This window comes from Teichococcus aestuarii, assembly GCF_042651065.1.
GTDB classification, from domain to species: domain Bacteria; phylum Pseudomonadota; class Alphaproteobacteria; order Acetobacterales; family Acetobacteraceae; genus Pseudoroseomonas; species Pseudoroseomonas aestuarii.
This window is the reverse complement of sequence record NZ_JBHSCH010000081.1, coordinates 1-17,789: the sequence shown is the minus strand read 5'-3', so window position 1 is coordinate 17,789 and position 17,789 is coordinate 1. Positions and strand designations below refer to the sequence as shown.

15 protein-coding genes, 1 tRNA gene and 1 pseudogene are annotated in these 17,789 nt (G+C 74.0%); 15 read left to right on the top strand and 2 right to left on the bottom strand.

What is annotated here, in order from left to right:
• Window positions 1-906, top strand: a 906-nt coding sequence (locus ACFOY6_RS21185; protein ID WP_379652175.1) for a bifunctional aminoglycoside phosphotransferase/ATP-binding protein, incomplete at its 5' end; no start/stop codon positions are given.
• A gap of 132 nt (window positions 907-1,038) precedes the next feature.
• Window positions 1,039-1,914: a universal stress protein gene (locus ACFOY6_RS21180; protein ID WP_109515673.1), complete on the top strand. Its 876-nt coding sequence runs from the start codon at window positions 1,039-1,041 to the stop codon at window positions 1,912-1,914.
• Window positions 1,915-1,980: 66 nt separating this feature from the next.
• Here ACFOY6_RS21180 and ACFOY6_RS21175 read toward each other — a convergent pair whose 3' ends face one another.
• Entirely contained in the window at window positions 1,981-2,835 is an 855-nt protein-coding gene (locus ACFOY6_RS21175) for a VOC family protein (protein ID WP_379652174.1), read from the bottom strand.
• Window positions 2,836-3,007: 172 nt separating this feature from the next.
• Here ACFOY6_RS21175 and ACFOY6_RS21170 point away from each other — a divergent pair, with 172 nt between their 5' ends.
• The 3 genes from ACFOY6_RS21170 (at window position 3,008) to ACFOY6_RS21160 (ending at window position 6,651) form a co-directional block, all read left to right on the top strand.
• Window positions 3,008-4,732: a cation:proton antiporter domain-containing protein gene (locus tag ACFOY6_RS21170; RefSeq protein ID WP_379652173.1), complete on the top strand. Its 1,725-nt coding sequence runs from the start codon at window positions 3,008-3,010 to the stop codon at window positions 4,730-4,732.
• A complete protein-coding gene (locus ACFOY6_RS21165; RefSeq protein ID WP_379652172.1) occupies window positions 4,732-5,562 on the top strand; it encodes an alpha/beta hydrolase in 831 nt (276 codons plus the stop codon). Before ACFOY6_RS21170 ends, ACFOY6_RS21165 begins: the two co-directional genes overlap by 1 nt.
• 90 nt (window positions 5,563-5,652) lie before the next feature.
• A complete protein-coding gene (locus ACFOY6_RS21160) occupies window positions 5,653-6,651 on the top strand; it encodes an NADP-dependent oxidoreductase (protein ID WP_379652171.1) in 999 nt (332 codons plus the stop codon).
• Window positions 6,652-6,696: 45 nt separating this feature from the next.
• Here ACFOY6_RS21160 and guaD read toward each other — a convergent pair whose 3' ends face one another.
• Window positions 6,697-8,037: a guanine deaminase gene (gene guaD, locus ACFOY6_RS21155; RefSeq protein ID WP_379631985.1), complete on the bottom strand. Its 1,341-nt coding sequence runs from the start codon at window positions 8,035-8,037 to the stop codon at window positions 6,697-6,699.
• A gap of 181 nt (window positions 8,038-8,218) precedes the next feature.
• Here guaD and ACFOY6_RS21150 point away from each other — a divergent pair, with 181 nt between their 5' ends.
• From ACFOY6_RS21150 to ACFOY6_RS21105, 10 genes and pseudogenes are all read left to right on the top strand, one after another.
• Window positions 8,219-10,801 carry a cation:proton antiporter gene (locus ACFOY6_RS21150; protein ID WP_379652170.1) on the top strand — a complete coding sequence of 861 codons (2,583 nt, stop codon included), beginning with the start codon at window positions 8,219-8,221 and terminating at the stop codon, window positions 10,799-10,801.
• A gap of 215 nt (window positions 10,802-11,016) precedes the next feature.
• A tRNA-Leu gene (locus tag ACFOY6_RS21145) sits at window positions 11,017-11,100 on the top strand.
• Between the two features lie 58 nt (window positions 11,101-11,158).
• Complete coding sequence (locus ACFOY6_RS21140; protein ID WP_379631987.1) at window positions 11,159-11,812, top strand: ribonuclease D; 654 nt, start codon at window positions 11,159-11,161, stop codon at window positions 11,810-11,812.
• Between the two features lie 186 nt (window positions 11,813-11,998).
• The gene (lptC, locus tag ACFOY6_RS21135; RefSeq protein WP_109515666.1) at window positions 11,999-12,697 is read left to right on the top strand and encodes an LPS export ABC transporter periplasmic protein LptC; all 699 of its coding nucleotides are present in this window, start codon (window positions 11,999-12,001) and stop codon (window positions 12,695-12,697) included.
• The gene (locus tag ACFOY6_RS21130; RefSeq protein WP_379652169.1) at window positions 12,694-13,674 is read left to right on the top strand and encodes an LptA/OstA family protein; all 981 of its coding nucleotides are present in this window, start codon (window positions 12,694-12,696) and stop codon (window positions 13,672-13,674) included. Before lptC ends, ACFOY6_RS21130 begins: the two co-directional genes overlap by 4 nt.
• Window positions 13,671-14,423: an LPS export ABC transporter ATP-binding protein gene (lptB, locus tag ACFOY6_RS21125; RefSeq protein ID WP_109515664.1), complete on the top strand. Its 753-nt coding sequence runs from the start codon at window positions 13,671-13,673 to the stop codon at window positions 14,421-14,423. Before ACFOY6_RS21130 ends, lptB begins: the two co-directional genes overlap by 4 nt.
• A 64-nt stretch (window positions 14,424-14,487) precedes the next feature.
• Complete coding sequence (gene rpoN, locus ACFOY6_RS21120; protein ID WP_379652168.1) at window positions 14,488-15,969, top strand: RNA polymerase factor sigma-54; 1,482 nt, start codon at window positions 14,488-14,490, stop codon at window positions 15,967-15,969.
• Window positions 15,970-16,048: 79 nt separating this feature from the next.
• Window positions 16,049-16,723 carry a ribosome hibernation-promoting factor, HPF/YfiA family gene (gene hpf, locus ACFOY6_RS21115; RefSeq protein WP_109515662.1) on the top strand — a complete coding sequence of 225 codons (675 nt, stop codon included), beginning with the start codon at window positions 16,049-16,051 and terminating at the stop codon, window positions 16,721-16,723.
• Window positions 16,724-16,808: 85 nt separating this feature from the next.
• Entirely contained in the window at window positions 16,809-17,174 is a 366-nt protein-coding gene (locus ACFOY6_RS21110; RefSeq protein WP_379652167.1) for a hypothetical protein, read from the top strand.
• 198 nt (window positions 17,175-17,372) lie between these two features.
• Window positions 17,373-17,789: pseudogene (locus ACFOY6_RS21105) on the top strand (hypothetical protein); the annotation flags it as partial.

The window sequence follows — 17,789 nt, the reverse complement described above, 5'->3', positions numbered from 1 at the left end:
GCGGCGCGGGGCTGGCTGGCGCGGCTGGCCCCCGCCCTGGCGGCGCAGGCCGCCGCCGGCGCGGTGCGCCGCTGCCATGGCGACCTGCACCTCGGCAACCTGGTGCTGTGGAAGGGCCGCCCCGTGCCGTTCGACGCGCTGGAGTTCGACGAGGTGCTGGCCACCATCGACACCGGCTACGACCTCGCCTTCCTGCTGGCCGACCTGGACCGCCGCGTCGGCCGCGCCGCCGCCAACCGGGTGCTGAACCGCTACGTGGCCCGCACCGGCGATGCCGGGCTGGTGGCCGGGCTGCCCCTCTGGCTCTCGCTGCGCGACGTGATCCGCGCCCATTGCGTGCACCGGGTGGGGCAGGACGGGCTGCCCTTCCTGGCGGCGGCCGAGGCGGGGCTGCCGCCGCCGCCGCCGCGACTCGTGGCGGTGGGCGGGCTGCAGGGCACCGGCAAGAGCCACGCCGCCCGGCTCTGGGCGCCGGCCATGGGCGCCTCCCCCGGCGCGCTGGTGCTGCGCAGCGACGAGATCCGCAAGCGCCTGCACGGCGTGGCGCCGGAATGCCGCCTGCCGCCCGAGGCCTACGGCGCCGCCGCCAGTGCCGCCGTGCGGGCGGCGCTGGAGGCCATGGCCGGGCAGGCGCTGCGGGCCGGCCACAGCGTCATCGCCGATGCCACCTTCCTGGAGCCGGAGATGCGCGCCGGCATCGCCGCCGTGGCAGCCTCGGCGGGCGTGCCCTTCCAGGGCCTCTGGCTGGAGGCGCCGCTGCCGCTGCTGCGCGCCCGCGTGGCGGCGCGGCGCGGCGATGCCTCGGATGCCGGGCTGGCGGTGCTGGAGCAGTCGGCCCGGCGCGACCCCGGCCCGCTCGACTGGCGCCGGATGGATGCCAGCCAGCCGATGCCGAACGAGATTTAACGAGGCATTTCACCCTGCCTGGCTCTAGCCTGCCGCCCGGCAGGACAGGCGAGGGACGCGCGCTGTCGCTTTGTGTTACAATGCTCCACGCCCGCACGACCGGGCGCCGGACTGGAGGAAGGAGACCGACCGATGGCCTACCGCCGGCTGTTGCTGCCGCTCACTGGAACCGCCGCCGGCGAGGCGGCGCTGAAAACCGCGCTGATGGTGGCGCGGACCTGGAACGCGCATGTGCATTGCCTGCATGTGCGCGTCGATGCGCGCGACGTGGCGCCGCTGGCGGGCGAGGGCCTCTCCGGCGCCATGATCGAGGAGATGATGGCCGCCACCGAGCGCGAGAGCGGCGAGCGCGCCGGCCGCGTGCGCAGCCTGTTCGAGAAGTTCGTGCAGGGGCGGGACGTGACCATCGCCCTCTCCGCCGAGAGCGCGCTGAAGACCGAGGGTCCCACCCTCTCCTTCGAGTCGATCGCGGGGCGGGAGGAGGATGTGGTGGCGCAGCAGTCGCGCCTCTACGACATGGCGGTGGTGCCGCACCCGGAGGCGGACGAGGACGTCTCCTCCTCCGACGCGCTGCACGCCGTGCTGTTCGATTCCGGCCGCCCCGTGCTGATCGCCCCGCGCGAGCCGCCCGCGACCATCGGCACCCGCGTCTGCTGCGCCTGGAACGGCACGGCGGAGAGCGCGGCGGCGGTGGCGGCGGCGCTGCCCTGGCTGCACCATGCCGAGGCGGTGCGGATCCTGCACAGCGAGGACTACCAGCGGCGCGGCCCGGACGCCGAGGGGCTGCGCGCCTATCTGCGCTGGCACAGCATCCAGGCCGAGACGGTGCCCTTCAAGCCGCAGACGCGGGAGGTGGGCGCGGGCCTGCTCGGCGCCGTGCGGGACTTCAACGCCGACCTGCTCTGCATGGGCGCCTACAGCCATTCCCGCCTGCGCCAGCTCATCCTGGGCGGCGTGACGCGGCATGTGCTGGAGAACGCGGACATCCCCGTCCTGATGTGCCGCTGAGCCGAGGCGAAGGCCCGGAGGAGGCCCGGGGGAGGCCCGCCTCTCCCCCGGCGCCGCCCCGGGATACTAGCCCCGGGCGAGGGTGACGCGGTTCCCCGAGGGGTCCATTCCCGCCCCGAGGTTCCGCAGCGCCTGCGCGTGGGCCTCCGGCGTGTTCGCCCGCAGTTCCAGGGCGGCGAGCCCGGCCAGCCCCTCCGGCCGGGTGCCGCCGCTGCGCCAGGTGTTGACCGCGACATGGTGGTGGTAGCCGCCGCTGGCCAGGAAGCTGGCCTGCGGCATGCGCTGCGTCACCGCCAGGCCGAGCGCGGCGTACCAGGCCTCGGTGGCGCCGAGATCGCCGGCGCGCAGGTGCACATGGCCGATCCGCGTTTCCGCCGGCGCCAGGGCGGGGCCAGGGGCCTCGGCCAGCAGGGCGTGCAGGTCCAGCCGGCGCGTCACCATCGCCACGCCCTCTCCTTCCTCGCGGGCCGGGCGCGGCCAGTCGGCGCGGGGGCGGTCGGCATAGACCTCGATGCCGTTGCCCTCCGGGTCCGAGAGGTAGAGGGCGTCGCTGACGCCGTGGTCCGAGGCGCCCTCCAGCCGCGTGCCCCGGGCGAAGGCGTGGTGCAGCCAGCCCGCCAGGGCGGCACGGCCGGGCAGCAGGAAGGCGGTGTGGAACAGCCCCGGCTCGTCGCCGCGCTCGGGGCGCGCCTGGGGTCGGTGCAGCAGCCGCAGCATTGCCGGTGCGGCGCCGTTGCCCAGCCGCAGCGCGCCCGGCTCCGCCGGGTCGGGCTGCGCCTCCAGGCCGAGCAGGCCGGCGTAGAACTCCGCCAGCCGGGGCGCGTCGCGCGCCGCCAGGGTGACGGCGCCGATGGCGAGCGGCGCCACGGCCGGGTGCGGGTCGGCCGGGTGCGGGTTGGCGGGGCGGGGTGCTGCGGGCATGGTGGGGCCTCCGGGGCTTCGGCCGGACTCTGCGAGGCACCGCGCGGAAAGGGAAATCCCATCCGCGAACCGTCATCATTGACCGCGCGCATGACGAACCCTTCCATCCCAGACCCCCTCTGGCCGCGGCCCCCCTGGCCGTGGCCCGGGGCCACTCCTATCCTGGCGGCCGATGCATGCCCCGCCCCCCCTGCTCGCCCTGCTGGTCGTCGCGCTGACGCTGGCGTTCCTGTTCGGGATGGCGGCGCGGGCGCTGCGGCTGCCGCCGCTGGTGGGCTACCTGCTGGCGGGCGCGGCGGTGGGGCCGCACACGCCGGGCCTCGCGGCCGACCCCGGCTTCACCGCCACCCTGGCCGAGATCGGGGTGGGGCTGCTGCTGTTCGGCGTCGGGCTGCATTTCCGGGCGCAGGACCTGCTGGCGGTGTGGCGCGTGGCGCTGCCGGGGGCGGTGGCGCAGGTTGCGCTGGGCGGGCTGCTCGGCGGGCTCGTGGGCCATGTGCTGCTGGGGCTGCCGGTGGCGGGGGCCTTCGCCTTCGGGCTGGCCCTGGCGCTGGCCTCCACGGCGGTGGCGACGCGGGTGCTGGAGGAGCGCGGCCGCCTCTCCGGCGAGCCGGGCCGGCTGGCGCTGGGCTGGCTGGTGGTGCAGGATCTCATCGCCGTGCTGGGGCTGGTGCTGATCCCGACCCTGGCGGGGGGCGACACGCAGGGCCTGGGCTGGGCGCTGCTGCGCCCGGTGGCGGAGCTGGCGGCCTTCCTGGCGCTGATGCTGCTGGCCGGGCGGCGGGTGCTGCCCTGGGCGCTGAAGCGCGTGGCGCGCGCCGGCTCGCGCGAGCTGTTCACCCTGGCGGTGGTGGTGGTGGCGCTGGGCGTGGCCTTCGCCGCCACGGCGCTGTTCCATGTCTCCTTCGCGCTGGGCGCCTTCTTCGCCGGGGTGGTGCTGGGGGAGAGCGACCTCGGCCATCAGGCGGCGGCCGAGACGCTGCCGCTGCAGCGGGTCTTCGCCGCGCTGTTCTTCTTCTCGGTGGGCATGCTGCTGGACCCGGCGGCGCTGGCGGCGGCGCCCTGGGCGGCGGGCGCCGCGCTGCTCGTGGTGCTGCTGGGCACCGGGCTGGCCACCTTCCTGCTGCTGCTGGCGCTGCGCGTGCCGCCGGCCACCGCCGCCATCGTCGCCGCGGCGCTGGCGCAGATCGGCGAGTTCTCCTTCGTGCTGGCCGAGCTGGCGATCGGCCAGGGGCTGCTGCCGCCGCTGGCGCGCGGCCCGATCCTGCTCGGCAGCTTCGGCGCCATCCTGCTGCTGCCGCTGACGGCGCGCGCCTTCGGCGCGGCGGTGCCCCGGCTGGTGGCGAGCCGCGCCCTGGCCCGCTGGCAGCGGCCTCGCCGCCCCGCGCCGCCGCACCCGGCCCTGCCGGGGCTGCGGGAGCACGCCATCCTGGTGGGCTATGGCCGCGTCGGGCGCACCATCGCCGCGGCGCTGCGCCGGCACGGCCTGCCGCTGGTGGTGCTGGAGGAGGACCGCCGCATCGCCGACCGGGCGCGGGCGGAGGGGCTGCCCGTCATCTGGGGCGACGCGACGCGGGAGGACGTGCTGGCCGCCGCCCGCCCGCGCCAGGCGCGGCTGCTGGTGCTGGCCCTGCCCGGCGCCTGGGAGGCGCGGCGGGTGATGGAGCTGGCGCGCGCCGCCAACCCGGCGGTGGAGGTGGCGGTGCGTACCCATGACGATGACGAGATGGCCTGGCTGCGCCAGGAGGGCGGTGTCGGCATGGCGCTGATGGGAGAGCGGGAGGTGGCTTTGGGCATGGCCGATTTCGTGTTGCAGCGCCTGGGGGTCCCCCCCGCCAGCGCACAGGTGACGGTGGACGGCCTGCGCGCCGCCATGCCCGGCGAGGGGCTCGGCTGATGCCGGATGTCGGCGTCCCCCTGCCGCCCGGGAATGCCTCGGCGCATCCGGGGCTGCGGCACCTCCCGGCGGCGGGTGCGCGGGGCCGCCAGCGCCCCGCCGTGGCGGCCGCGCCGGCCCTGCTGTTCCTGCACGGCGCCGGCTGCGGCGGATGGGTGTGGGAGGAAGGCTTCGCCGCGCATCTCGCGAAGGCCGGCTTCTCCGGCTGGGTGCTGGACATGGCGCGGGAGACGCATCATCGCCCTTCCGGCCTGACCGACTACGTGGTGCAGGCGCGTGCCGCCCTGGCGCGGCTCCAGGGGCCGGTGGTGCTGGTGGGCCACTCGCTGGGCGCCCTGGTGGCGCAGCGCCTGTTGATGGAGCCCGCCGTGCGCGGCGCCGCGCTGCTCACCCCCGTGCCGCCCGAGGGGCTGTGGTTCTCCTCCGCCCGGCTGGCGCTGACCGACCCGGTGCTGTGGGCCGAGGCGGCGCGGATGGACGCCCCCGTGGGCAGCGCCCCGCCCGAGCTGGCCACCACCCTGTTCAGCGCCGCCATGCCGCAGCCCCGGGCGCATGCGCTGGTGGCGCGGATGGGCGGCGAATCCCGCGCCGCCCTGCTGGAGGCGCAGCTGCCCCAGCCCGTGCCGTATGGCTGGCTGCATGGCCGCCGCGTGCTGGTGCTGGGCGCCGGGGAGGACCGGCTGATCCCGGCCGACGCGGTGCGCCGCTGCGCCCTGTGGCACGGCACGGAGGCGGAGTTCCTGCCCGAGATGGGCCACCTGATGATGCTGGAGCCGGGCTGGGCCGGCCTGGCCGCGCGGCTCGAGGGCTGGCTGCGCCGCCTGGGCTGAGGCGAAGCCTCCCTCCCCCTTCTGCGTTGGCAGCCCGCCGGGACCGGCGCAGAGTGCCGCGACCCGAGCCAGAACCAGGGAGAGACGCGCATGACGGAACAGAACCGGCGGATCCTGCTGAAGGCCCGCCCGACGGGCCGGCCTGGCCCCGAGCATTTCGAGCTGGCCGAGACGCCGCTGCCCGAGATCGGCAAGAACGAGGTGCTGGTGCGCCACCGCTTCCTCTCGCTCGACCCCTATATGCGCGGGCGGATGGATGACAGCGCCTCCTACTCCGCCCCCGTGAAGCTGGGCGAGGTGATGGAGGGCGAGTGCGTGGGCGAGGTGGTGGAGAGCCGCAACCCGGCCTTCGCGCCCGGCGACTGGGTGGGCGGCGCGCGCGGCTGGCAGCTCTACTCCGCCGCCCCCGGCCACACGGTGCAGAAGCTGCCCGGGGTGGAGGGCGTGCCGCCCAGCGCCTATCTGGGCGTGCTGGGCATGCCGGGCACCACGGCCTGGGTCGGCGTCACCGAGATCGGCCAGCCGCGGCCGGGGGAGACCTTCGTCGTCGCCGCCGCCTCCGGCGCGGTGGGGGGCGTCGCGGGGCAGATCGCCAAGGCCATGGGCTGCCGCGTCGTCGGCATCGCGGGGGGCGCGGAGAAGTGCCGCTACGTGACGGAGGAGCTGGGCTTCGATGCCTGCCTCGACCATCGCGGCGACCTCGGCGCGCAGCTCGACGAAGCCTGCCCCGGCGGCATCGACGTGTATTTCGAGAATGTCGGCGGCGCGGTGCAGGAGGCGGTGTTCCCCCGCATGCGGGATTTCGGGCGCATCGCCTTCTGCGGCATGGTGGCGGGCTACAACGTCCGGCCGCTGCCGCCCGGGCCCAACCTGACCAGCGTGGTGCGCAAGCGCCTGCGCCTGCAAGGCTTCATCGTCTCCGACCATCCGCGCGCCTGGGCCACCTGGCGCGAGCGCGGCGCGGCCTGGATCCGCGCGGGGAAGCTGCGCTGGAAGGAGGATGTGGCGGAAGGGCTGGAGAACGCGCCGGACGCCTTCATCGGGCTGCTCGAGGGGAAGAATTTCGGGAAGCTGGTGGTGAAGCTTTAAAGGGAAGGCCGGGGGAAGGAATTCCCCCGGACCCCCGTCTTTCTTCTATCCGTGCAGGCGCTCGCCGGCGACGTAGGTGGCGCGGATGCTGCGGTCGTCGGCCAGGGTCATCAGGGCGAAAAGCTGCTCGGCGAGGCTGCCGCAGGCGGCCATGCGCATCTCCAGCAGGGGCGTGGCCTTCAGGTCCAGCACCACGAGGTCGGCCTCCATGCCGGGCTCTAGGCTGCCGATACGGTCCTCCAGGTCCAGCGCCTCGGCACCGCCGCGCGTCGCCAGCCAGAAAGCCTGCACGGCCGAGAGCCGTGTGCCATTCAGACGCGAGACCTTGTAGGCGTCGCCCAGCGTGCGGAGGGTGGAGAGGCTGGTGCCGGCGCCCACGTCGCTGCCGAGGCCCACGCGTACCGGGCGGTCCCGCCGCTTCGCCTCGGGCAGGCGGAAGGCGCCGCTGCCCAGGAACAGGTTGGAGCTGGGGCAATGCGCCAGCGCCGAGCCGGTGGCGTGGCAGCGGCAGAACTCCGCCTCGGAGAGATGGACGCCGTGGCCGAACACGGCGCGCCGCCCGGTGAGGCCGGCGCGGTGATAGACGTCGAGATAGTCCTCCGCCTCCGGGAACAGCTCCCGCACCCAGGCCAGCTCGGGCGGGCTCTCGGAGAGGTGGGTCTGCAGGTAGGTGCCGGGGTGCTCCCGCCACAGCCGCCCGGCGGCCGCGAGCTGCGCCGGGCTGGAGGTGGGGGCGAAGCGCGGCGTCACGGCGTAGAGCTGCCGCCCCCGGCCGTGCCAGCGTTCGATCAGCGCCGCGGATTCGTCGATGCCGCCGCCCGGCGGGTCGAGCAGGGCGGCAGGGGCGTTGCGGTCCATCAGCACCTTGCCGGCGATCATCCGCGTGTTCAGCCGCGCCGATTCGGCGAAGAAGGCCTCGGCCGAGGCGGCATGGACCGTGCCATAGACCGCCGCCGTGGTGGTGCCGGCGGCCAGCAGGGCGCGCAGGAAGACCCGCGCCACCCGCGCCGCGTGCGCCGCGTCGGCGAAGGCCATCTCGGCGGGGAAGGTGTAGCGCTCCAGCCATTCCAGCAGCCCCTCGCCATAGGCGCCCACCATGGGAAGCTGCGGGTAGTGGACATGGGTGTCGATGAAGCCGGGGCAGATCAGCGCGTCCGGGTAGTGGGTGACCGCCAGCCCCGCCGCCGCTTCCGCCGAGTAATCCCCGATGCTGGCGATGCGCCCGCCCTCCAGCCGGATCAGCGCGTCCGGCCAGTGGCGCAGCGTGGCGGCGGGGTCCTCCGCCAGGAAGGGGTCCGCCCGGAAGCTGATCGCGGCGCCACGCAGGGCGCGGGCCGGCCGCGCCTGCTGCTGCGGTGCCTGTGCGGGCGGGTTCCTCGTCGCCATGCCGGGCTGTTCCTTGAAAAGCCGGCCAGGATGCCGTGGCGCGGCGGAAAAGCCATGCTCCAGACGCGGGGCGGCTTCAAGGCCTGCGCGGCGCGCCCCACATCCGCCCCAGTATTGGCCCAGAGTGGCCTTCCTTCCCCTGCCCCGTGCCATCTCCTCGCGGCGCCAGACGAGCGGACCGATGCTGACGACCCTGCCGAATACCCTCCTCGCCATCGCCATGCTGCTGATCGTCGTCAGTGCCATCCAGCCGCTCGCGGGGCGGCTGATGCTCTCCAGCACGGTGCTGCTGGCGGTGGTGGGGGTGCTGCTGGGCGGCGGCGCGACTCTGCTGCTGAACACCTCGCACACCAGCGCGCTGGACGAGGCGGCGAACACCCTGCTGCACTTCCCGATCAACGCCGAGGTGTTCCTCTTCATCTTCCTGCCGCTGCTGGTGTTCCACGGCGCGCTCTCGATCGACGTGCGCAGGCTGGCGCGGGACGCGGCGCCAGTGCTGGTGCTGGCGGTGGTGGCGGTGCTGGTGACGACGGCGGCGATCGGCTTCGCCCTCGCCCCCATCGCCGGCGTGCCGCTCACCGCCTGCCTGATGCTGGGCGCCATCGTGGCGACGACCGACCCCTCGGCGGTGGTCGGCATCTTCCGCGAGATCGGCGCCAATTCCCGCCTCACCCGGCTGGTGGAGGGCGAGAGCCTGCTGAACGACGCGGCGGCCATCTCCATCTTCACCATCTTCCTGGCCCAGCTCACCGGCCAGCACCCGGGCGACCCGATGGCGGCGGTGGTCACCTTCGTCCTGTCCTTCATCGGCGGGCTGGCGGTGGGCTTCATCCTGGCGCGGATGATGCTGGGCGTGCTGCCCCTGCTGGGCGGCAACCGCACCGCCGAGATGACGCTGACCCTGGCGCTGCCTTATGTCACCTACATCCTGTGCGACGAGTTCCTGGGCTTCTCCGGCGTGGTGGCCGCCGCCGCCGCGGGGCTGACGGTGAGCGCGGTCGGCCCCTCCACCTTCCGCCCGCAGAGCTGGCAGTTCCTGCAGGATGTCTGGGCGCAGCTCTCCTTCTGGGCCAGCTCCCTGGTCTTCGTGCTGGCCTCGATGCTGGTGCCGCGGCTGATGCTGGGCATGGAGCAGCACGACCTGCTGCTGATCGGCATCGTCATCCTGGCGGCCATGGCGGCGCGGGCGGCGGTGCTGTTCGGGCTGATGCCGCTGCTGGCCATGGCCCGCCTCTCGCAGCGCGTGCCCATCCCCTTCAAGGTGACCATCCTGTGGGGCGGCATGCGCGGCGCCATCACCCTGGCGCTGGCGCTCTCCGTCACCGAGAACGGGGCGGTGCCGAGCTCGGTGCAGCAATTCGTGGCCATCGTCGCCACCGGCTACGTGCTCAGCACCCTACTGGTGAACGGCACCACGCTGCGCTTCCTGGTGCACTTCCTGAAGCTCGACCGCCTCTCGCCGGCCGACCAGGCGCTGCGCAACCAGGTGGTGGCAATCGGCCTCGGCGAGGTGCGGGACAAGCTGCGCGGCACCGCCGCCGAGCTGGGCTTCTCCGCCCCCGCCCGCGCCCATGTGGTGGAGCTCTACGAGCGCCGCGTGCGGGTGGAGACGGCGGCCAACACCTTCGACACCGCCATTTCCGACCGCGAGCGCGTCATCCTCGGCCTGATCACCTTCGCCAGCCAGGAGCGCTCCCTGCTGCTGGAGATGTTCCAGGACCAGGGCCTCTCCCGCCGGGTGATGGAGAACCTGCTGTGGAACGCCGAGAGCATGATCGACGGCGCCCGCAGCGAGGGCCGGCTCGGCTACATCCAGGCGGCGCGGCGGCGGCTGCAGCCCAGCCTGCGCTTCCACCTGGCGCAGTGGCTGCACCGCAAGTTCCGCATCGACACGCCGCTGATGCACTGCATGGCCGAGCGCTTCGAGATGCTGCTGCTGACGCATCTCGTCGCCCTCTCCATGCAGCGCTTCGTGCGGCGGCGGATGGAGCCGGTGCTGGGCACGCGCGTGACCGAGGTGGTCTCCGACATCGTCGCCCGCCGCGAGGACCTGCTGGCGGATGCGATGGAGACGCTGCGCCTGCAATACCCCGGCTATGCCGAGGCGCTGGAGACGCGGATCCTGCGGCAGATCGGGCTGCGGCTGGAGGCGGAGGAATACGCCACGCTGAAGCACGAATCCCTGGTGGGCGAGGAGCTGTACGACGAGCTGATCCGCGGCCTGGAGACGCTGCGCCGGCAGGTCTCCCGCCCGCTGCAGTTCAACATCCAGCTCGGGCTGGACAAGCGGATCGAGGAATTCCCGGCCTTCGCCGGGCTGCAGGACGCGCTGCTGCACGACCTGGCGATGAGCGTGACCAGCCGCTTCACCGTGCCGGGGGAGTGGATCTACCGCCGCCGCCAGCCGTCGCGCTCGGTCTATTTCATCAGCCGGGGCGAGGTGGAGCTGCAGCAGGACGGGCACAGCATCCTGCTCACCCATGGCGACTTCGTGGGCGAGGCGGAGCTGCTGCACCCCGGCCGGCGGCGCAGCCGCGCCAAGGCCACCAGCTTCTGCCACCTGCTGGAGCTGAGCGCCGCCGATTTCCAGCGCCTGCTGCTGGATGCGCCGGAACTGGGCCGGCGCATGGAGCGCATCTCCGAGAGCCGCCAGCCGGAGCCGGAGGAGCCGGCCCCGCCGGCGGTGGAGCCGCCTGCCGCCGGGCTGCGGCTGGTGGGCTTCGAGGCCGCCGCCGCGCCGCCGCCCGAGGCCGGACGGGGCTGAGGCGGCGGCCGGCGGGGCAGGGCGGCTGGGCAGGGCGGCGGGGCGGGGCGGCGGGGCAGGGCGGCGGGGCCGGGCGGCGGGGCAGGGCGGCGGGCCCCGTTCCGGCTGGAGCGGGGCGGTTCGGCCCGGCGTCGTAATTTTGTCAAAACCCCCGTTGACGGCGCCCGGCCGCGCCCATAAAAGCCCACCCACGCCAAACGGCGGTTCGCCCCCTTGCCCAGGTGGTGGAATTGGTAGACGCGCTGGCTTCAGGTGCCAGTGACCGCAAGGTCGTGAAGGTTCGAGTCCTTTCCTGGGCATATCTCCTCCGCGGCGCGTCAGCGCAACGGTCAGGATCGGAAGGCAGGGATGGCGAAGATGGCAAGCACGCTGTTTGCGGCCAACGCCACCATCAGGCTCCACAAGCACGATCTCCCGCCCGATGTCGATTTCGGCGCCGTCGTCGCCATCGACACCGAGACGATGGGCCTCGACCCGCGCCGGGACCGGCTCTGCCTCGTGCAGCTCTCGGCCGGTGACGGCACGGCGCATTGCGTGCAGATCATCCCCGAGAGCCTTGGCGGGCGCGGCGCGGACTGCCCCAACCTCAAGGCGCTGCTGGCGCGGCCGGACGTGGTGAAGCTGTTCCACTTCGCGCGCTTCGACGTCGCCATCCTGCGCGCCGCGCTGGGCGTGGAATGCGCCCCCGTCCGCTGCACCAAGGTCGCCGCCAAGCTGGTCCGCACCTTCACCGAGCGGCACGGGCTGAAGGATCTCTGCCGCGAGCTGCTCGGCGTCGAGATCTCCAAGCAGCAGCAGAGCTCCGACTGGGGCGCGGCCGAGCTGACGCCGGAGCAGCTGGCCTATGCCGCCTCGGACGTGCTGCACCTGCACGCGCTCTGGGGCAGGCTGGAGGCGCTGCTGCGGCGCGAGGGACGGCTGGAACTGGCCGAGGCCTGCTTCCGCTTCCTGCCCACGCGCGGTGCCCTCGACCTGATGGGCTATGACGAGCCGGATATTTTCGCGCATTGAGCGGAATCTGGCAAAATTCTGGCACGCTTTTTGATTGAGCGAGACGCCGCGGCGCGTTGACCCTGCCCATCCGCAGCCCCATACAGGGAGGGTGAGGTTTTTCCCCTTCCCGCACCGCCTGCTGTCCCCGCGTTCGCGCGTCCGCGCCGGCCGGGCCTGAAGGCGGCGGACAAGCAAAGCCGACGAATGACGCCCTCCACGCCTCCCCGCGACGCGCTTGCCGCGCAACGTGCCAGCCGCGCGCCCGGCCGGTCGCGCACGACGCTGCCGTCCCGCGCGCGCATGACGATGGATGCCGGCGCCCTGGCGCGGCGGCGCGTGCTGGTGAAGCTGGCCAAGTGGCTGCTGCCGGTGGGGGCGCTCGGCCTGCTGGCGGCCATCGCCCTGTGGCCGGAATTCGATTCGGCGGAGGAGCGGGGCCGGCTGGCCTTCCGCCGCGTGGCGCAGACCTCGGCCGAGGCCATGCGCATCGCCTCCGCCCGCTACCAGGGGCTGGACGAGCAGAACCGGCCCTACAACGTGACCGCCACCACCGCCACGCAGCAGGTGAACACCGACCTGATCGACCTGGAGCGCCCGCGCGCCGACCTGTTCATGGCCGACGGCGCCTGGGTGCTGCTGGAGGCGCAGCAGGGCCGCTACGCCCGGGCGAGCAACCAGCTCGCCCTGTCCGGCCAGGTGACGCTGTGGCACGACGACGGCAGCACGCTGCGCACCGAGGCGGCGCAGATCGACGTGGCCGGCGGCAGCGCCCGGGGCGACCGGCCGGTGGCCGCGCAGGGCCCCTTCGGCACGCTGGTCAGCGAGGGCTTCCGGCTGGAGAATCGCGGCCAGGTGGTGGTGTTCACCGGCAACGCCAAGGCTGTCCTGGAGGGCGCACGATGACCGAGACGCGACGCGGCCTTCCCGCCGCCGCCCTGCTGGCCGGCCTGCTGCTGGCCGCCCCCCTGGCGCTCGCCCCGCGCGCCGCCGGCGCCCAGGCGCTCGACCTGACCCAGGGCGGCCCGGTGGAGGTGACCGCCACCGACGGCATCGAGTGGCGCCAGCAGGAGCAGGTGGTGATCGCCCGCGGCAATGCCCGCGCCGTGCGCCAGGGCATCACCCTGACCGCCGACCGGCTGATCGCCCGCTACCGCCCGCGCGCCGGCCAGCCCGCCGCCGCCGGCGGTGCCGACACGCCGATGTCGGGCGGCGAGATCTGGCGGCTGGAGGCGGAGGGCAATGTCCGCATCGACAGCGCCACCGACCATGCCGAGGGCGACCGCGCCATCTACGACATGGACCAGGCCGTGCTGGTGATGACCGGCCGCGCCCTGAAGCTGACCACGCCCGAGAACGTTCTGACCTCCCGCGACAGCATGGAATACTGGCCGCAGCGCCGCATGGCCGTGGCGCGCGGCGCCGCCGTGGTGGTGACGCAGGACCAGCGCCGCATCGCCGCCGACACGCTGGTGGGCTACTTCCTGGAGCAGGGCGCCGGGGCGCCGCAGCAGGCCGCGGCGCCGGCCCGGAACGGCGCCGCCACGCCCGGCCAGGGCAGCCAGCTCGAGCGCGTCGAGGCTTTCGGCAATGTCGAGATCCGCACCCCCGGCGAGGTGGTGCGCGGCGACCGCGGCGTCTATTCGGAAGTCACCGGCATGGCCCGCCTGCTCGGCGGCGTGCGCATCACCCGCGGCGACAACCAGCTCAACGGACAGGAGGCGATCGTCAACATGCGCAGCGGCGTGGCCCGCCTGGTTTCCACCCCCGGCCAGCGCGTGCAGGGCCTGATCATCCCGCAGCAGGGCCAGCAGGCGTTGCAGCCCCAGGGGCAACCCCAGGGGCAGCCCCAGGGACAGCAAGGCCAGGGGCAGCCGCGATGAGCGCGCCGCTGAAGGTCATCCCCGGCGAGGGCGGGCTGGTCGCCACCAACCTGGGCAAGCGCTACAAGAAGCGCCCCGTGGTGCGCGGCGTCTCGCTCAGCGTGCGGCGCGGCGAGGCGGTGGGGCTGTTCGGCCCCAACGGCGCCGGCAAGACCACCACCTTCTACATGATGACCGGCCTCGTCCGCCCCGATCAGGGCCAGGTCTTCATGGACGGGCAGGACGTCACCACCCTGCCCATGTACCGCCGCGCCCGCATGGGGCTGGGCTACCTGCCGCAGGAGGCCTCGATCTTCCGCGGGCTCAGCCTGGAGGACAACATCCGCGCCGCGCTGGAGGTGGTGGAGCCCGTCCGCGCCCGGCGCGAGCAGATGCTGGACGAGCTGCTCTCCGAGTTCGGGCTGACGCATCTGCGCCGCTCCCCCTCCCTCGCCCTCTCGGGCGGCGAGCGGCGGCGCTGCGAGATCGCCCGCGCGCTCGCCACCCACCCGGCCTACATCCTGCTCGACGAGCCGCTGGCCGGCATCGACCCCATCGCGGTGGGCGAGATCCGCGAGCTGGTGCGGCACCTCAAGAACCGCGGCATCGGCGTGCTGATCACCGACCACAATGTGCGCGAGACGCTCGAGATCATCGACCGCGCCTACATCCTGCATGACGGCCAGGTGCTGATGGAGGGCACGCCGCAGGACATCGTCGCCCATGAGGGGGTCCGGCGGGTCTATCTCGGCGAGCGGTTCAGCCTCTAGCATGCGCCTGCTGCACCGGTCCCGTGCGGCGGGCACCCCTTTGCTGGAGGCAGGCTGAGCGGCCATGGCCATCGGCCCACGTCTGGATCTGCGGCACACCCAGTCGCTGGTGATGACGCCGCAGCTGCGGCAGGCGATCAAGCTGCTGCAATCCTCCAACCTCGAGGTCATCGCCTTCGTCGAGGAAGAGCTGGAGCGCAACCCGCTGCTGGAGCGCGACGAGCGCGCCGACGGCCCGCCGCCCGACGCCCATGCCGGGCGCGAGCCGGCCACGCCGCCGCCCGCTCCGGCCGACAGCTTCGAGAGCAGCACCGCCGCCGCCCTGCCGGCTGAGGCGGAGGCCCCGCTCGACATCCGCGACTGGTCGAACGTCTATGACGGCGAGAGCCCGCGCGGCGGCCGCGCCGATTTCGACGAGGATGCGCGCGGCATCGACTCGCTGGCCGCCGAGCGGCCGCGCAGCCTGCGCGAGGAGCTGGGCGAGCAGCTCCGCCTCACCTTCCCCGACCCAGCGGACCGGCTGATCGGCGCCCAGCTCATCGCGCTGCTCGACCCGGCGGGGCGGTTGCCGGCGCCGGATGCCGCCATCGCCGCCGCGCTGGGCTGCGCGGAGGCGCGGGTAGCGCGCATCCGGGCGCGGATGCAGCGCTTCGAGCCGGTGGGCATGTTCTGCCGCTCGCTCAGCGAGTGCCTGGCCGTGCAGCTGGCCGAGAAGAACCGGCTGGACCCGGCCATGGCCGCGCTGGTGCGGAACCTGGAGATGCTGGCGCGGCGCGACATGCGCGGGCTGATGCGCGTCTGCGGCGTCGATGCCGAGGACCTGGCCGACATGGTGGCCGAGCTGAAGCGCCTCGACCCCAAGCCCGGCGCCGGCTTCGACCCCGAGCACGCGCCCTCGCTGGTGCCGGACGTGCTGATGCGCCCCGCCCCGATGGCCGGCGAGGCGGGCGACTGGCTGCTGGAGCTGAACCCGGAGACGCTGCCGCGCGTGCTGGTCAACCGCGGCTTCCACGCCCGCGCGCTGGTCGCCGCCTCGCGCGAGGACCGGGCCTTCCTCTCCGAGAAGTTCCAGGCCGCCAACTGGCTGGTGAAGAGCCTGGAGCAGCGCGCCAGCACCATCCTGAAGGTGTCGGCCGAGATCGTGCGGCGGCAGGACGGCTTCTTCCGCCACGGCGTCGCGCATCTGCGCCCGCTCATCCTGCGCGACGTGGCGGAGGCGGTGGAGATGCACGAATCGACCGTCAGCCGTGTCACCGCCAACAAGTACATCGCCACGCCGCGCGGCAATTTTGAGCTTAAATACTTCTTCACAACTGCGATCGGCGGCACGGGCGGTGAAACCTTCAGCGCCGAGGCGATCCGCCACCGCATCCGCGGCATGGTCGCGGCGGAGACGCCGGACGATATCCTCAGCGATGATGCAATTGTCGCAGCTTTGCGTCGGGAAGGAGTGGACATCGCCCGCCGCACGGTGGCCAAATACCGGGAAGCGCTGCGCATCCCATCATCCGTGCAGCGCAAACGGGAGAAGGCCGTCCCGGCCTGACCCGGAGCGGGCGCGACCCGCCCGCCCCGCCGTCCCAAGGGACGGCCCCTCCCCAGCAACAAGGAGGGGTTAGCCCGCCATGCATATCGTTGTCGCAGGGAAACAGGTCGAAACAGGCGAGGCGCTGAAGGTCCATGTGACCGAAGGCCTCAGCGCCGTGACCAAGAAATACTTCGACCACGCGCTGGAAGCCTATGTGACCTTCGGGAAGAACCGCGCCTTCTTCTCCTGCGCCATTGACATCCACGCCGGCCGCGGGCTCAGCCTGCGCGGCGAGGGCGAGGGGCCCGACGCGCACCGCGCCTTCGACGAGGCCGCCGCGCACATCGCCAAGCGCCTGCGCCGCTACCGCCGCCGCATGAACGAGCATTCCCGCAACCTGGCCGATGAGCGCCTGCCCGCCACCGCCGAGACGGCGCGGCAGGTGGTGCTGGCCCAGCCGGCCGACGTGCCGGACGAGCCGGTCGACGCCGCCGTGCTGCTCGGCGGCCTGACCGACGGCGCCGCCCCCGCCGAGGACCCGGCCGCCGATGGCATGGAGACGTCCGGCGGCATGGACGGGGCCGAGCACGGCGCCATCATCGCCGAGACCCCCACCGAGATCGCCCGCCTCACCGTGGGCGAGGCGGTGATGCGGCTCGACCTCGGCCAGATGCCGGTGATGATGTTCCGCAACCGCGCCAGCGGGCAGCTCAACGTCGTCTATCGGCGCCCGGACGGGCATGTGGGCTGGATCGACCCCGCCGCGGCCTGAGGCTCGCGGACTCGGCCCGACCAACGGGTAGTTAACGATTCTCGCCGCATTCTGTGCTCCGCTTCATCTTCTGGAGGGAGTCGGGATGCGGTTCCTCGCGTCTGGCCTGGCGTGCCTCGGCATTGCCGGGGCGCTGGCCACGGCCGTACCGCTCTGGCCCGCGGCGGGCCAGCCGGTGGCAATCCTGTTCCGGCCCGGCCTGCCGGCCGAGCAGGCGCTGCTGCTGACCGGCGCGGCCGGCCACCGGCCTATGCGCCTGCTCCATGCCAGCCCGCCCCTGGTCCTGGCCGAGCGGGCGCCCGGCCTTTCCCTGCCACACCACGCCTGGCTTGCCCTGGCCGCGCCGGGCGCCCCCGGCTGCACCACCCCCCGCACCACCCGCCGCGCCGCCGCCCGCGCCGCCGCGCGCTCTGCTGCCCGCGCCGCCGCGCGCCCCGGGGACGCCGCATGAACCTGCACCCCTTGCGGCGGCGCTTCGCCCTGCTGCTGGCTAGCCTGCTCTGGGCCTGCGTGCCGGTGCGGCCCTCCCCCCGGCCCACCCCTGGGGCTGGCCACCGGCATCGCCGCGCTGGCGGCGCTGGGCGGCAGCCTGCTGGCCTGGAGGGACGCGGCGGCACCCGTCACGCGCAACGGGCTGGCCCTGGCCGTCATGCTCGTCGTCTCGCTGCTGGTGTGGCGGGTGGAGGATGGCTGGCGCATCGACCTGCACATGGCCTATTTCGCCGCCCTCGCCCTCGTCGCCGGCTTCTGCGACGCGCGGCCGGTGGCGCTGGCCACCCTCTTCGTGGCGCTGCACCACCTGGGGCTCGGGCTGCTGCTGCCGCTGGCCATCTTCCCCGAGGCGTCGCTGGCGCTGCCGCGCGTCGGCCTGCACGCCGCCATCCTGCTGGCCGAGGCGCTGCCGCTCATCTGGCTGGGCCACAGCCTGGAGCAGGCCGCCCGCGCCGCCGAGGCCCCCCGCCCCGCCGCCGCCGCCGCGTCCCTCCAGGCCAGCAGGCTGCCGCCCAGCGCCGCCAGCGCGGCGATGCCGGTGGCCAGCCCCAGGGGTGGGCCGGGGGGAGGGCCG

Bases quoted from the DNA above. Each gene is read 5' to 3' on its own strand.
- lptC (WP_109515666.1), top strand. From the start codon at position 11,999: ATGACGCCCTCCACGCCTCCCCGCGACGCGCTTGCCGCGCAACGTGCC.
- ACFOY6_RS21175 (WP_379652174.1), bottom strand. From the start codon at position 2,835: ATGCCCGCAGCACCCCGCCCCGCCAACCCGCACCCGGCCGACCCGCAC.
- lptB (WP_109515664.1), top strand. From the start codon at position 13,671: ATGAGCGCGCCGCTGAAGGTCATCCCCGGCGAGGGCGGGCTGGTCGCC.
- ACFOY6_RS21180 (WP_109515673.1), top strand. From the start codon at position 1,039: ATGGCCTACCGCCGGCTGTTGCTGCCGCTCACTGGAACCGCCGCCGGC.
- rpoN (WP_379652168.1), top strand. From the start codon at position 14,488: ATGGCCATCGGCCCACGTCTGGATCTGCGGCACACCCAGTCGCTGGTG.
- ACFOY6_RS21140 (WP_379631987.1), top strand. From the start codon at position 11,159: ATGGCAAGCACGCTGTTTGCGGCCAACGCCACCATCAGGCTCCACAAG.
- ACFOY6_RS21170 (WP_379652173.1), top strand. From the start codon at position 3,008: ATGCATGCCCCGCCCCCCCTGCTCGCCCTGCTGGTCGTCGCGCTGACG.
- ACFOY6_RS21165 (WP_379652172.1), top strand. From the start codon at position 4,732: ATGCCGGATGTCGGCGTCCCCCTGCCGCCCGGGAATGCCTCGGCGCAT.
- hpf (WP_109515662.1), top strand. From the start codon at position 16,049: ATGCATATCGTTGTCGCAGGGAAACAGGTCGAAACAGGCGAGGCGCTG.
- ACFOY6_RS21150 (WP_379652170.1), top strand. From the start codon at position 8,219: ATGCTGACGACCCTGCCGAATACCCTCCTCGCCATCGCCATGCTGCTG.
- guaD (WP_379631985.1), bottom strand. From the start codon at position 8,037: ATGGCGACGAGGAACCCGCCCGCACAGGCACCGCAGCAGCAGGCGCGG.
- ACFOY6_RS21110 (WP_379652167.1), top strand. From the start codon at position 16,809: ATGCGGTTCCTCGCGTCTGGCCTGGCGTGCCTCGGCATTGCCGGGGCG.
- ACFOY6_RS21130 (WP_379652169.1), top strand. From the start codon at position 12,694: ATGACCGAGACGCGACGCGGCCTTCCCGCCGCCGCCCTGCTGGCCGGC.
- ACFOY6_RS21160 (WP_379652171.1), top strand. From the start codon at position 5,653: ATGACGGAACAGAACCGGCGGATCCTGCTGAAGGCCCGCCCGACGGGC.